This window comes from Citrobacter koseri ATCC BAA-895 (genome assembly GCF_000018045.1).
Lineage (GTDB): Bacteria > Pseudomonadota > Gammaproteobacteria > Enterobacterales > Enterobacteriaceae > Citrobacter_B > Citrobacter_B koseri.
This window is the reverse complement of sequence record NC_009792.1, coordinates 1336817-1349879: the sequence shown is the minus strand read 5'-3', so window position 1 is coordinate 1349879 and position 13063 is coordinate 1336817. Positions and strand designations below refer to the sequence as shown.

At 54.0% G+C, this 13063-nt stretch carries 14 protein-coding genes and 1 tRNA gene; 8 read left to right on the top strand and 7 right to left on the bottom strand.

Annotation, left to right across the window (positions count from 1 at the left end; translation table 11 throughout):
* Nucleotide 1: 1 nt before the first annotated feature.
* The 6 genes from CKO_RS05975 to pspA all read right to left on the bottom strand — a co-directional run bounded on the left by CKO_RS05975 (nt 2) and on the right by pspA (nt 4210).
* Complete coding sequence (locus tag CKO_RS05975; protein ID WP_012132270.1) at nt 2-1063, bottom strand: YcjF family protein; 1062 nt, start codon at nt 1061-1063, stop codon at nt 2-4.
* On the bottom strand, nt 1060-2457 hold the full coding sequence (locus CKO_RS05970; RefSeq protein WP_024130309.1) for a YcjX family GTP-binding protein: 1398 nt from the start codon (nt 2455-2457) through the stop codon (nt 1060-1062). The genes CKO_RS05975 and CKO_RS05970 overlap by 4 nt, the downstream gene beginning before the upstream one ends.
* A gap of 214 nt (nt 2458-2671) precedes the next feature.
* Entirely contained in the window at nt 2672-2893 is a 222-nt protein-coding gene (gene pspD, locus CKO_RS05965; RefSeq protein WP_012132268.1) for a phage shock protein PspD, read from the bottom strand.
* A 10-nt stretch (nt 2894-2903) separates the two neighbouring features.
* Nucleotides 2904-3263: an envelope stress response membrane protein PspC gene (pspC, locus tag CKO_RS05960; RefSeq protein WP_012132267.1), complete on the bottom strand. Its 360-nt coding sequence runs from the start codon at nt 3261-3263 to the stop codon at nt 2904-2906.
* Entirely contained in the window at nt 3263-3487 is a 225-nt protein-coding gene (gene pspB / locus CKO_RS05955; RefSeq protein ID WP_012132266.1) for an envelope stress response membrane protein PspB, read from the bottom strand. Before pspB ends, pspC begins: the two co-directional genes overlap by 1 nt.
* 54 nt (nt 3488-3541) lie before the next feature.
* Nucleotides 3542-4210, bottom strand: coding sequence for a phage shock protein PspA (gene pspA, locus CKO_RS05950; protein WP_012132265.1), 669 nt, complete (start codon nt 4208-4210; stop codon nt 3542-3544).
* Between the two features lie 172 nt (nt 4211-4382).
* Between pspA and pspF the strand changes: the two genes are divergently transcribed.
* From pspF to CKO_RS05910, 8 genes are all read left to right on the top strand, one after another.
* On the top strand, nt 4383-5357 hold the full coding sequence (gene pspF / locus CKO_RS05945) for a phage shock protein operon transcriptional activator (RefSeq protein WP_012132264.1): 975 nt from the start codon (nt 4383-4385) through the stop codon (nt 5355-5357).
* Between the two features lie 542 nt (nt 5358-5899).
* Complete coding sequence (locus CKO_RS05940; protein ID WP_024130307.1) at nt 5900-6352, top strand: DUF3828 domain-containing protein; 453 nt, start codon at nt 5900-5902, stop codon at nt 6350-6352.
* A 178-nt stretch (nt 6353-6530) separates the two neighbouring features.
* Nucleotides 6531-8174, top strand: coding sequence for an ABC transporter substrate-binding protein SapA (gene sapA / locus CKO_RS05935; RefSeq protein WP_012132260.1), 1644 nt, complete (start codon nt 6531-6533; stop codon nt 8172-8174).
* The gene (gene sapB / locus CKO_RS05930) at nt 8171-9136 is read left to right on the top strand and encodes a peptide ABC transporter permease SapB (RefSeq protein WP_012132259.1); all 966 of its coding nucleotides are present in this window, start codon (nt 8171-8173) and stop codon (nt 9134-9136) included. Before sapA ends, sapB begins: the two co-directional genes overlap by 4 nt.
* Nucleotides 9123-10013 (top strand): peptide ABC transporter permease SapC, encoded by an 891-nt coding sequence (gene sapC / locus CKO_RS05925; protein WP_012132258.1) that lies wholly within the window; start codon nt 9123-9125, stop codon nt 10011-10013. Before sapB ends, sapC begins: the two co-directional genes overlap by 14 nt.
* Complete coding sequence (sapD, locus tag CKO_RS05920) at nt 10013-11005, top strand: peptide ABC transporter ATP-binding protein SapD (protein ID WP_012132257.1); 993 nt, start codon at nt 10013-10015, stop codon at nt 11003-11005. Before sapC ends, sapD begins: the two co-directional genes overlap by 1 nt.
* Nucleotide 11006: 1 nt before the next feature.
* The gene (gene sapF, locus CKO_RS05915; RefSeq protein WP_012132256.1) at nt 11007-11813 is read left to right on the top strand and encodes a peptide ABC transporter ATP-binding protein SapF; all 807 of its coding nucleotides are present in this window, start codon (nt 11007-11009) and stop codon (nt 11811-11813) included.
* 85 nt (nt 11814-11898) lie between these two features.
* Entirely contained in the window at nt 11899-12732 is an 834-nt protein-coding gene (locus tag CKO_RS05910) for an SdiA-regulated domain-containing protein (RefSeq protein WP_012132255.1), read from the top strand.
* A gap of 111 nt (nt 12733-12843) precedes the next feature.
* Here CKO_RS05910 and CKO_RS05905 read toward each other — a convergent pair.
* Nucleotides 12844-12919: transfer RNA gene (locus tag CKO_RS05905), tRNA-Thr, on the bottom strand.
* Nucleotides 12920-13063 lie beyond the last annotated feature (144 nt).

Sequence of the window (13063 nt, the reverse complement as noted above, 5' to 3'; positions counted from 1 at the left end):
ATCAATTTTCGCGCGGGGTTTTGCTTTTCTGCAAGGTCTCTTTGACCTGAACGATAAGCTGGCGACGAAAATCCCCCAGACGCGGCTTATCATCGTCGATCCACGGTAAGGGACGACACAGCTCCATCGCTTTAATGCCCAGACGAGCGGTTAACAGCCCGGCGCCAATACCCTGCGCCGCACGGGCAGACAAACGCGCCGCCAGATCCTGCGACATCCAGTCCATCCCGACTTCACGCACCAGCTCGCTGGCGCCCGCAAACGCAATATTGAGCAACACCAGACGAAACAGGCGCAGACGGCTGTAATACCCCAGTTCAATGCCATACAGCGTCGCAATGCGATTGATCAGCCGCAAATTTCGCCAGGCGATAAATGCCATATCCACCAACGCCAGCGGGCTGACGGCGATCATTAACGTGGATTCGGCGGCCGAACGGCTGATTTCACGTCGCGCCTGGGCATCCAGCACCGGTTGCACCAGTTGAGCGTATAAGCTGACCACTTCCCGATCATTTTGCGTTTCGTGAATCGAAGCATACCAGCGCTGCAACGCCGGGTGAGATTGATCGATACCGGCCTGCTGCGCCAGCTTTTCGCAAAACGCACGGCCCTTTCCCGTACCGTGGCTGTGCAACAGGTCGCGCGCTTCATCCCGTTCATGCGCCCGCTGGCGTAATCGCCATAACCGACGCCATTCTGTCGCGACCGAGCCAACGCCTGCGCCAATGATCAACGCCCCGGCGGCACAACCGCCCAGCGCCACCCAGTCCTGGGTTTGCCATGCGTTCATGGTCCATTGCACGCCCTGGCCCACAACGCTGACGCCAAACAACGCCAGTCCCCCCATCACCATCTTGCGCCACAAACTGCGTTTCGGGCGCAGCGCGGCATCAATGACCGCTTCCGCTTGTCCCTCGTCTTCCAGAGGTTCATCCACCTGCGCGGGGGCAAAGGTCTGCGCCTGCGTCTCGCTGAAGGTCTGTTGCGTTTTAAGCGTCTGGTTTTGCTCCACCTCCAGTGGACCTGCGAAATCGATACGCGGTTTTAACGGTTCGCTCATCGCAATTTGTCTCCTATTAAAAATTCCAGCGCGGTATCCAGACGAATGTGCGGCAATGGTTTGTCCACATCCATCACCTGCGGGCGAAACGCTTCAAACTGAAAACCCTGACTGTCCCAGAACGCTTGTCCCGGCAGGCGTGCGGGCACTTCGCCGGGGTACACCGTTAACGGCGTACCGTCGCTTAAGCGGTTACCGCGTAAAGCCGGGATCTTTTCACCATTCACGTCGATCAATCCACTGGTCGTCGCCTGTACGGACGCCAGTCCCAGACAATCCATGCTGATGCCTTCAAACGCCGCGTTTTGCCAGGCATCCTGAATCAGTTGCTGGAGCAAAGAGACCATATTGGCATGTTGATCGACAGTCACATGGTCTGCCTTGGTCGCCGCAAACAGCAGTTTATCAATCACCGGGGAAAAGAGTCGGCGAAATAGCGTTCGCTGACCATAGTGGAAACTCTGCATCAATTGCGTCAGCGCCAGACGCATATCGTTGAACGCCTGCGGCCCGCTGTTCAACGGTTGCAGGCAATCCACCAGTACAATCTGGCGATCAAACCGCAGGAAATGGTTTTTATAGAACCCTTTCACCACTTTTTCACAGTAGTAATTAAAGCGTTCACGCAACATTCCGGCGTTGGTGTGTTTATCCGCCTGCGCCAGTATCGATTCGCCATGCGCATCCACATCCGGCCACGGGAAAAACTGCAACGCAGGCGCGCCCGCCATATCACCCGGCAGCACAAAGCGACCAGGCTGAATAAAGTGCAGCCCTTGCTGTTTACATTGGTGCAGATACGCCGTCCAGGCCGCGGCGATCTCCGCCAGGCGATTTTCATCAGCAGACGCCAGCGGGTCCAGCCCCTGGCATAGCTGACGCCATTTGGCCGACCATTCGCCCCGCTGCCCTTGCAGTAAGCCGGTCATTTGCCGGGACCAGCTCAGGTAATCCTGCGCCAGCATCGGCAAGTCGAGCAGCCATTCGCCGGGATAATCGACAATCTCCAGGTATAACGTTGAGGTGTCTTTAAAATGGCGCAGTAAAGAATCATTGGATTTATAGCGTAACGCGAGACAGATTTCGCTCACGCCGCGCGTTGGCGTCGGCCAGGCAGGTGGCTGGCCATAAAGCTGGGCCAGCCCTTCATCGTAGGTAAAACGCGGAATGCCAAAATCACGTTGTGGAACACGTTTCACGCCCAGCAAACGCTCCTCACGCACCGCGCTTAGCAGCGGCAGTCGCGATCCGGCATGGATGTTGAGCAGTTGGTTAACCATCGCAGTGATAAACGCGGTTTTTCCACTGCGGCTAAGTCCGGTAACGGCCAGACGTAAATGCCTGTCTACACCGCGATTAACCAGCGAGTTAAGTTCGTTTTTGAGTCGCTTCATCGCCATCCTGTTGTGCCTGAAGAGTCCATAAAAAGTATAACGAGCAGGAAATAAAGATAGGGGCTGATTATTAATTATCAACTCTCTGAGGTATTTATGGCGACGCCGTTTACGCCGCCACAAGCAGAAAAGTACACCTGTTATCGTTCTTACTGATGATCAGGATTTCATCATCCTGTACACATGGCCTTAAGAAAATATTTCCCGCATCTTCTTATCGCCCATAACGCCGGGATAATTTAGCCGCTGCCCGGCTCAGTAAAGGCTCAAGCGCCAACGCCAGCAACATCTTCAGCGGGCGCCGGGCCACGGATTTCACCGCCCACCCCGCTACGCCTGCGGGACCGTAGCGTAACGCGGTCAGGAGAACCAGCTTCCCTGCAAGTTTAAAGCCCGGCTTCACCTTTTGCCCGGCGCGTTGCCAGCGAGTATTCATCTCTGTCCTCTTACAATTGACGGAAGCGGCTGCGTAACGTGAAGGTATCAGAGGTCACATAGCGCTCCATTTCGCGTAAACGTTTTTCGCCTGCGGCCAGTTCACGATCCACCGCATCTAACAGTTCACCGCTGGAAGGCTGTTGCTCGCCCGTTGCCATGCTGTCCGGCATCGGGTCCAGTACAAAAGAGAGAATGATGTAAGCCACCAGGGTGAAAAATGCCAGACCAAAGAAGATCGACAACACCACCAGGATACGCACCAGTTTCACCGGTACATCAAGGTACTGCGCGATACCGGCACACACCCCTCGCACCATCCCCTGCTGCGGCATACGCCATAATTTCTTGTTCAGGTTAATTCCTCCCATTAGCGATCCCTCCAGTTCGGATGTTCGGCGTCAAGAATGGCTTCCAGCGCCTGAATACGCTCGCGCATGCGTTGCGCTTCGTCGGTTAGCTGCATTAAACGTTGCTGTTCGCTTTGCGACAGTTCACCCCGACCGGAACGGTTGCTGTAATGCAGCCATAACCAAATCGGTAACACGAACAGCACGAAAATGGTTAACGGTATGGCCAGAAATAACGCGCTCATGAGTGCTCCTTACAGGTGATGAGCGGCGGCGCGTTCGGGCGCCGCCAGGTATTATTATTGGTTATCTTGCTTCATTTTGGCTTTCAATTGCGCCAGTTGTTCGCTGATTTCATCATCTGCTTTCAGATCGGCAAACTGCTGATCCAGGGTTCTCTGCTTGCCAAAGTTTTGGCTTTCCGCTTCCGCCTCCATCTGATCGATACGGCGTTCAAACGATTCAAAACGCGCCATAGCCTCATCCAGTTTGCCGCTGTCCAGTTGACGACGAACATCACGGGAAGAGCTTGCCGCCTGGTGGCGCAACGTCAATGCCTGCTGACGGGCACGGGTTTCACTGAGTTTATTTTCCAGCTCGCCAATCTCTTTCTTCATCCGCACCAGCGTGTCGTCAACCAGTGCCGCTTCCTGATCGAGGGTGGCGATCAAATCCGTCAGTTTTTGTTTCTCAATCAGCGCGGCGCGCGCCAGATCCTCTTTATCTTTACGCAGGGCCAGCTCGGCTTTCTCCTGCCACTCCGCCTGTTGCGCGGCGGCCTGCTCAATGCGACGGGATAACTGTTTCTTTTCTGCCAGCGCGCGCGCGGAATTAGAACGGACTTCCACCAGCGTATCTTCCATTTCCTGAATCATCAGGCGCACCAGCTTTTGCGGATCTTCCGCTTTTTCCAGCAGCGCATTAATGTTGGCGTTCACGATGTCGGCAAAACGAGAAAAAATACCCATAATTCAATCCTCACACGGTATGTTCTGATATCGGGCTATGCCCTGCTACAGAGTTAATACAATCTGCGTGCCAACTTTTTAATATATTGATTATTAAAACAATGTACGATTTTACCTCACGAGAGAAATAGGCTAAAGTGGTGAATAACACTAACAAGTGGTGAATCTCATCATGGCAGAATACAAAGATAACCTTCTCGGCGAAGCCAACAGCTTTCTTGAAGTGCTGGAGCAGGTTTCCCATCTGGCGCCGCTGGATAAACCCGTGCTTATCATTGGCGAACGCGGAACAGGGAAAGAGCTGATCGCCAACCGACTGCATTTTCTCTCAACGCGCTGGCAAGGGCCGTTCATTTCCCTTAACTGCGCCGCGCTCAATGAAAACCTGCTCGACTCCGAGTTATTTGGTCATGAGGCAGGCGCATTTACCGGCGCGCAAAAACGTCATCCCGGGCGCTTTGAACGCGCCGATGGCGGTACGCTCTTTTTGGATGAGCTGGCGACCGCTCCCATGCTGGTTCAGGAAAAACTGCTGCGGGTGATCGAATACGGCGAGCTGGAGCGCGTCGGCGGCAGCCAGCCGTTGCAGGTTAATGTGCGTCTGGTCTGCGCGACAAATGCCGATTTGCCGCAAATGGTGAGCGAAGGGACATTTCGCGCCGATCTGCTGGACCGGCTCGCTTTCGACGTCGTGCAGCTTCCCCCTTTACGCCAGCGTCAAAGCGACATCATGTTAATGGCCGAACACTTTGCCATTCAGATGTGCCGTGAGATTCATCTGCCCCTCTTCCCGGGTTTTACCGCGCGGGCGAGAGAAACCCTGCTTCAGTACCGCTGGCCGGGAAATATTCGTGAGCTGAAAAACGTGGTTGAGCGTTCGGTTTATCGGCATGGCAGCAGCGATTATCCGTTAGATGAAATTATCATCGACCCGTTTAAACGTGACATTCCCGAACCGACGCCGCCGGAAACACCCGTTTCTGCGCCATCATTGCCGCTGGATTTACGCGAATTTCAGCAACAGCAGGAGAAAGACTTTCTGCAAATCAGCCTGCAACAGGCGAAATTTAATCAAAAACGGGCAGCAGAATTGCTGGGTCTGACCTACCACCAGTTGCGCGCATTGCTCAAAAAACATCAGATTTAGCGCTCATGCCCGGGACAGTTGTTCTCATTCTGTGGGGGTAATATGTTAAGTGAATTAATTAGGTTTTCTTTATAATTAATTTCGATATTGGTTAATAACATAATAAAAATAATTACAAAGGTGATTGAATTTCCAGCGTAATGTTATACCCAACGATTTTGCATACAAGGGAAATGCTATGAATTGGGATAAACACGCAGCCGTAGAATACGCACGCAGACATGCGGGAAGTTCAAGCCAAAAAAAATGTGCACATTTCGTATCAAATGCAATTCGTGCTGGAGGAGCAAACCTGCACAACACTCATCACGCGAAAGATATGGCATCAAATTTATACGCTGCTGGTTTTCGCCCGGTGTCCGGCGCACCCAGGGAGGGTGATGTCGCAGTGATTCAACCAATCCCAGGGCATCCGTCAGGGCACGCGTGTATTTATGATGGGCGTGGGACCTGGTATTCAGATTACAAGCAGCACAGCATGTACCCTGGATCTACATGGAGTAAAGCAGAGCCAGCTTATCAACTTTACAGGCGTGACTGATATGAAACATTCCATTCTGGCTGGCTTGTTAATCAGCTCTTCTGCTTTTGCGGCGTTGTCTCCCGGCGGACCCGAAGCTACAGCTTTAACATTTAATCGCTGGTACATATCCCAGCTAATACAGGAGAAAAATCCACTGGCTGATTATGAGGGACTCCAGCCCTACGTTACAGCAAACACCATTGCTGCGTTAAAGGCCTCAAATACAGCAGACCCAGACTCCGAAGATGTACCCGATTCTGATATGTTCATCAAAGCCCAGGATTTTGACGATGACTGGCAGCAAATAGAGATCGTCTCATCAGACTTAGATCCCGTATGTACACAGGTCTATGTCTCTTTCGGCGCTGAACAGAAACACACCGTAATAGACTGCATGGTGAAAGAAAACGGTACCTGGAAAGTACAATCTGTCGCAGGCCAGAAAATATTGCGAAACGTAAGCCTGAAGTAATCATGTATCAAAGCCCGTAACTTAACTGAACGGGCATTTCCTTTGGTGTTTATTCAACCAGTATGACGATTCCTTCATCGCAATTGTGTACATTTACGCCAGTTGTCCGCAGTCATTTTTACCTGGCAGGCCGAAGTGCGATACACTTTGCAGATCGAATCTAAAAACCTTAAAAATTATGCGCCTGGTTTTATCGTCTCTGATCGTGATGGCTGGACTCCTGAGTGGTCAGGCTGCGGCTGCGCCTGAACCGACTACGCACGCTGATATTCGCGACAGCGGCTTTGTCTATTGCGTCAGTGGGCAGGTCAACACCTTCAATCCACAAAAAGCGAGCAGCGGCCTGATCGTTGATACGCTTGCCGCCCAGCTGTATGACAGACTGCTGGATGTGGACCCTTATACTTATCGTCTGGTGCCGGAACTGGCAGAAAGCTGGGAAGTGCTGGACAACGGCGCGACCTACCGTTTCCACCTGCGTCGCAACGTCTCTTTCCAGAAGACCGCCTGGTTCACCCCTACCCGCAAGCTGAACGCGGATGACGTGGTGTTTACCTTCGAGCGCATTTTTGATCGCAAACATCCCTGGCATAACGTTAACGGCGGCAGCTTTCCCTATTTCGACAGTTTGCAGTTTGCCGATAACGTCCAGAGCGTGCGTAAGCTGGACAACAATATCGTCGAATTTCGCCTGACCCAACCAGACGCCTCCTTCTTATGGCATCTGGCGACGCACTATGCGTCGGTCATGTCAGCGGAATATGCGGCGCAGCTGACAAAGCAGGATCACCCGGAACTGATTGACCGCCAGCCGGTCGGCACCGGCCCGTTCCAGCTCTCGGAATATCGCGCCGGACAATATATTCGTCTGCAACGTCATGAGGGATTCTGGCGTGGTAAACCGCTGATGCCGCAGGTGGTGGTTGACTTAGGCTCCGGCGGCACAGGCCGTTTATCGAAATTGCTCACCGGCGAATGCGATGTGCTGGCCTGGCCCGCCGCCAGTCAGCTCACGATTCTGCGCGACGATCCGCGCCTGCGTTTGACGCTGCGCCCCGGTATGAACATCGCCTACCTGGCCTTTAATACCGATAAGCCGCCGCTGAATAATCCCGCCGTACGCCATGCGCTGGCGTTGTCGATCAACAACCAGCGGCTTATGCAGTCGATCTACTACGGTACAGCGGAAACCGCCGCCTCTATTTTGCCGCGCGCCTCGTGGGCCTATGACAACGAGGCTAAAATTACAGAATACAATCCGGCTAAATCCCGCGAGCAGTTGAAAGCGCTGGGGCTGGAAAACTTAACGCTACAGCTGTGGGTGCCGACCAGTTCCCAGGCCTGGAACCCCAGCCCACTGAAAACCGCCGAGCTGATCCAGGCGGATATGGCGCAGGTCGGCGTAAAAGTGGTGATTGTTCCGGTAGAAGGTCGTTTCCAGGAGGCACGGTTGATGGACATGAACCATGATCTGACGTTGTCCGGTTGGGCAACCGACAGTAACGATCCAGACAGTTTCTTCAGGCCGTTGCTGAGCTGCGCCGCCATTAACTCACAAACCAACTTTGCACACTGGTGCCATCCTGAGTTTGACGGCATTCTGCGAAAAGCGCTCTCGTCCCAGCAGCTTGCGGCGCGTATTGACGCGTATGATGAAGCGCAAAATATTCTGGCAAAAGAGCTGCCGATACTGCCGCTCGCCTCCTCGCTGCGTTTACAGGCTTATCGCTATGATATTAAAGGGCTGGTTTTAAGTCCCTTTGGTAACGCCTCGTTTGCCGGTGTTTCGCGGGAAAAAGAAGATGAGGTGAAAAAACCATGATTATTTTCACCCTGCGTCGGTTTCTGCTGCTGTTGGTCACGCTGTTCTTTCTGACCTTTATCGGCTTTAGCCTGAGCTATTTCACGCCCCATGCGCCATTACAGGGCGCATCGTTGTGGAACGCCTGGGTTTTCTGGTTTAACAGCCTGATCCACTGGGATTTTGGCGTTTCCAGCATTAACGGCCAGCTGATCTCTGAACAGCTCAAAGAGGTTTTTCCCGCCACGATGGAGCTGTGTATTCTCGCCTTCGGCTTTGCCCTGATGGTCGGAATCCCGGTGGGGATGCTGGCAGGCGTAACGCGGAATAAATGGCCAGACCGTTTCATCAGCGCCCTCGCCTTAGTGGGATTTTCGATTCCGGTCTTCTGGCTGGCGCTGCTGTTGACGCTGTTTTTCTCGCTCACGCTCGGCTGGCTGCCGGTATCAGGTCGTTTTGATCTGCTTTACGAAGTGAAGCCGGTCACCGGTTTCGCCATTATTGATGCCTGGCTTTCCGACTCGCCCTGGCGCGATGAGATGGTGATGAGCGCAGTGCGCCACATGGTATTGCCGGTGCTGACGCTGGCCGTCGCCCCCACCACGGAAGTGATTCGTCTGATGCGCATCAGCACTATTGAAGTGTATGACCAGAATTACGTGAAGGCAGCGGCGACGCGCGGTCTGTCACGGCTGACGATTCTGCGTCGGCATGTGCTGCACAACGCGCTGCCGCCGGTGATCCCGCGTCTCGGCTTGCAGTTTTCCACCATGCTGACGCTGGCGATGATCACCGAGATGGTCTTTAGCTGGCCGGGGCTGGGACGCTGGTTGATCAACGCTATCCGCCAGCAGGACTACGCCGCTATTTCCGCAGGCGTAATGGTGGTTGGTTCGCTGGTGATTATCGTCAACGTGATCTCTGATATTTTGGGTGCTATGGCTAACCCTCTGAAACATAAGGAATGGTATGCCTTACGATAGTGTGTACAGCGAAAAGCGCCCACCGGGAACGCTGCGCACTGCCTGGCGCAAATTTTATGGCGACGCTTCTGCGATGGTCGGTCTTTACGGCTGCGCAGGTCTGGTGGTGCTGTGTATTTTTGGCAGCTGGTTTGCTCCCTACGGCATCGATCAGCAGTTCCTCGGCTACCAGTTGCTGCCGCCGTCCTGGTCGCGCTATGGCGAAGTCTCGTTTTTTCTGGGGACGGACGATCTGGGGCGTGACGTTTTAAGTCGCCTGCTGAGCGGCGCGGCGCCCACCGTCGGCGGCGCGTTTATCGTCACGCTGGCGGCAACGCTGTGCGGCCTGATTCTGGGCGTTGTCGCCGGGGCTACGCACGGCTTACGCTCCGCCGTACTCAACCATATTCTGGACACCCTGCTCTCTATTCCGTCGTTGCTGTTGGCGATTATCGTTGTTGCCTTTGCCGGGCCGCATCTGAGTCACGCAATGTTTGCCGTCTGGCTCGCACTGCTGCCGCGTATGGTGCGCTCGGTCTACAGCATGGTGCATGACGAGCTGGAAAAAGAGTATGTGATCGCCGCGCGCCTTGATGGCGCCACCACGCTCAATATTCTCTGGTTTGCCATTCTGCCCAATATTACCGCCGGTCTGATTACCGAAATCACCCGCGCGTTATCGATGGCGATCCTCGATATCGCCGCGCTCGGTTTTCTCGACCTCGGCGCGCAACTCCCTTCTCCTGAATGGGGCGCCATGCTTGGCGACGCGCTGGAGCTGATATATGTCGCGCCGTGGACGGTAATGTTACCAGGCGCGGCAATTATGATCAGCGTTCTGCTGGTGAACCTGCTTGGCGACGGCATCCGGCGCGCGATTATCGCGGGGGTGGAATAATGCCGTTACTGGATATCCGTAACCTGACCATTGAATTTAAAACCGGCGAAGACTGGGTTAAAGCCGTAGATCGGGTCAGTATGACGTTAAATGAAGGGGAAATTCGTGGACTGGTCGGCGAATCCGGCTCCGGGAAAAGCCTGATTGCGAAAGCCATTTGCGGTGTGGCGAAAGACAACTGGCGCGTCACCGCCGACCGTATGCGCTTTGACGATATCGACCTGCTGCGTCTTTCCGCACGCGAGCGCCGCAAACTGGTCGGCCATAACGTGTCGATGATCTTTCAGGAACCGCAGTCGTGCCTTGATCCTTCGGAGCGCATTGGCCGTCAACTGATGCAGAATATTCCCGCCTGGACCTATAAAGGTCGCTGGTGGCAGCGTATTGGCTGGCGAAAACGCCGTGCCATTGAACTGTTGCACCGGGTCGGCATTAAAGATCACAAAGACGCGATGCGCAGTTTTCCGTATGAGCTGACGGATGGCGAATGTCAGAAAGTCATGATCGCCATTGCGCTCGCCAATCAACCGCGCTTGCTGATTGCCGACGAACCGACCAACGCGATGGAACCCACCACCCAGGCGCAGATTTTCCGCCTGCTGACGCGCCTGAACCAGAACAGCAATACCACTATTTTGCTGATCAGCCATGACCTGCAAATGCTCAGCCAGTGGGCAGACAAAATCAACGTTCTGTATTGCGGGCAGACGGTTGAAACTGCGCCCAGTAAGGATCTGGTGGCTACGCCTCACCACCCTTACACTCAGGCGCTCATCCGCGCGATACCGGATTTTGGCAGCGCCATGCCGCATAAAAGCCGCCTGAATACTATGCCAGGGGCAATTCCGCTGCTGGAACAATTACCGATAGGTTGTCGTCTGGGGCCGCGTTGCCCGTATGCTCAACGAGAATGCATTGAAACCCCGCGTCTGACCGGGGCGAAGAATCATCTCTACGCCTGTCATTTTCCGCTGAATATGGAGAAAGAGTGACATGGTGGAAACCCTGCTCGAAGTGCGTAACCTGAGTAAAACCTTCCGCTACCGTACAGGATGGTTCCGGCGTCAGACCGTCGAGGCGGTAAAGCCGCTCAGCTTCACCTTACGCGAACGCCAGACGCTCGCCATTATTGGCGAGAATGGCTCCGGCAAATCCACGCTGGCGAAAATGCTGGCAGGAATGATCGCGCCGACCAGCGGTGAACTGCTGATTGACGATCATCCGCTGAAATACGGCGACTACTCGTTTCGCAGCCAGCGCATCCGCATGATTTTTCAGGACCCGTCAACGTCACTCAATCCGCGACAGCGCATCTCGCAGATTCTGGATTTCCCGCTGCGGTTGAACACCGATCTGGAACCGGAGCAGCGACGTAAGCAGATTATTGAAACCATGCGGATGGTCGGCCTTCTCCCTGACCACGTCAGCTATTATCCGCACATGCTGGCGCCAGGGCAGAAACAGCGTCTGGGATTAGCCCGCGCCCTGATTTTACGCCCGAAGGTGATCATCGCCGACGAAGCGCTGGCTTCGCTCGATATGTCGATGCGCTCGCAGCTCATCAACCTGATGCTGGAACTCCAGGAAAAACAGGGGATTTCGTATATCTACGTCACTCAGCATCTGGGGATGATGAAACACATCAGCGATCAGGTGCTGGTCATGCACCAGGGCGAAGTGGTCGAACGCGGCAGCACTGCTGATGTTCTCGCCTCTCCGTTACATGAACTCACCCGCCGTTTGATCGCCGGACACTTCGGCGAAGCCCTCACCGCCGACGCCTGGCGAAAAGATCGCTAGCCTGAAGGAGAGTTATGATGTTGTTGTCTGAATCAATTAGCGGCCATTTGGTCATCCACCACGCGCCCCGAATGCAGGAGCGCCCATGAGAAAATATTCCTGGCTGATCCTGTGTCTGGCGCTGGCTGTACTACTGGCGTCCGCTTTCGCATTCACTCGCGCTGACAACCAGACTGAACCGGCATTCGGCTACACCCTGGACTTCAAAAAACCGTTGTCCGGGATCGACAATTTATCCTCCCTGAGCTACGTGCCCGAAGAAGATGTTTTTGTCGCCACCCTCAACAGACCCGCCACCATCCTCAAACTGTCTAAAAATGGAGAAATACTCGCCAGAAAAAGCATCGCAGATCGGATTAAAGATGCTGAATCAATCGAATACGCGGGTAACGGGACATACTTACTGGTCGATGAAGCAGACTCCGCGATGTATGTTTACCAGCTCAGCCAGGATCTGGACATCAGGTCAGTGAGAAAAATAGAAACAGACCTGTTTGAGAACGCGCGCAATCGGGGAATCGAAGGCATTGCCTGGATGGCCGGACGAAATGAACTCTATTTCGCCAAAGAACGTAAACCGGTCATGCTGTACCGAACCCAAAGCGACGGCGGCCTTACTCATTTTTCTGAGATCGTCCCACTGGATGATCTGATTAAAAATCTGGACGTAGACGATATCTCCGCCCTTCACATCCACGGTGAACATCTGCTGATCTTATCTGATGAGTCACGCAGCCTGACAGAGATAGACCTGAACGGCAATGTGCTGCGCCGGATGTCATTAACGCAGGGCGAAAATGGTCTTGAGGAAGATATCCCGCAACCTGAAGGCGTGTCGATGGATAAGGCTGGCAACATTTATATTATGAGTGAGCCGAACCTGTTTTATCGATTCGAAAAGGTCTCGACTGGCAGGTAAACCGTAAGTTCAGACTCTTCTTTCCCGTTGAAGCGCGGTTTTGACGGGAGAGAAGAAACGGCGATACGCGGGCTTTTGTGAAGTCAGAAAACACTGGGGAAACGTTTGAAATGGTGCCGACTACCGGAATCGAACTGGTGACCTACTGATTACAAGTCAGTTGCTCTACCTACTGAGCTAAGTCGGCCTGGGCCGCCATCGAGGCCTCGAACCCCGTTCCCTACAACACCCACAACAAATGTCGTTCGCTCTTCCAGATGAGCTAATGGCGGTTTGACGGTTCTTGTGAGTTATCACGCACTTACGCGTCATAACGAACCGGCTGCGAATA

What these genes read in the sequence shown, in the direction of transcription:
- CKO_RS05910 (WP_012132255.1), top strand. Translation starts at nt 11,899, where the DNA reads ATGAGAAAATATTCCTGGCTGATCCTGTGTCTGGCGCTGGCTGTACTA.
- CKO_RS05940 (WP_024130307.1), top strand. Translation starts at nt 5,900, where the DNA reads ATGAAACATTCCATTCTGGCTGGCTTGTTAATCAGCTCTTCTGCTTTT.
- sapA (WP_012132260.1), top strand. Translation starts at nt 6,531, where the DNA reads ATGCGCCTGGTTTTATCGTCTCTGATCGTGATGGCTGGACTCCTGAGT.
- sapB (WP_012132259.1), top strand. Translation starts at nt 8,171, where the DNA reads ATGATTATTTTCACCCTGCGTCGGTTTCTGCTGCTGTTGGTCACGCTG.
- pspD (WP_012132268.1), bottom strand. Translation starts at nt 2,893, where the DNA reads ATGAATACTCGCTGGCAACGCGCCGGGCAAAAGGTGAAGCCGGGCTTT.
- pspC (WP_012132267.1), bottom strand. Translation starts at nt 3,263, where the DNA reads ATGGGAGGAATTAACCTGAACAAGAAATTATGGCGTATGCCGCAGCAG.
- pspB (WP_012132266.1), bottom strand. Translation starts at nt 3,487, where the DNA reads ATGAGCGCGTTATTTCTGGCCATACCGTTAACCATTTTCGTGCTGTTC.
- sapD (WP_012132257.1), top strand. Translation starts at nt 10,013, where the DNA reads ATGCCGTTACTGGATATCCGTAACCTGACCATTGAATTTAAAACCGGC.
- CKO_RS05975 (WP_012132270.1), bottom strand. Translation starts at nt 1,063, where the DNA reads ATGAGCGAACCGTTAAAACCGCGTATCGATTTCGCAGGTCCACTGGAG.
- CKO_RS05970 (WP_024130309.1), bottom strand. Translation starts at nt 2,457, where the DNA reads ATGAAGCGACTCAAAAACGAACTTAACTCGCTGGTTAATCGCGGTGTA.
- sapC (WP_012132258.1), top strand. Translation starts at nt 9,123, where the DNA reads ATGCCTTACGATAGTGTGTACAGCGAAAAGCGCCCACCGGGAACGCTG.
- pspA (WP_012132265.1), bottom strand. Translation starts at nt 4,210, where the DNA reads ATGGGTATTTTTTCTCGTTTTGCCGACATCGTGAACGCCAACATTAAT.
- pspF (WP_012132264.1), top strand. Translation starts at nt 4,383, where the DNA reads ATGGCAGAATACAAAGATAACCTTCTCGGCGAAGCCAACAGCTTTCTT.
- sapF (WP_012132256.1), top strand. Translation starts at nt 11,007, where the DNA reads ATGGTGGAAACCCTGCTCGAAGTGCGTAACCTGAGTAAAACCTTCCGC.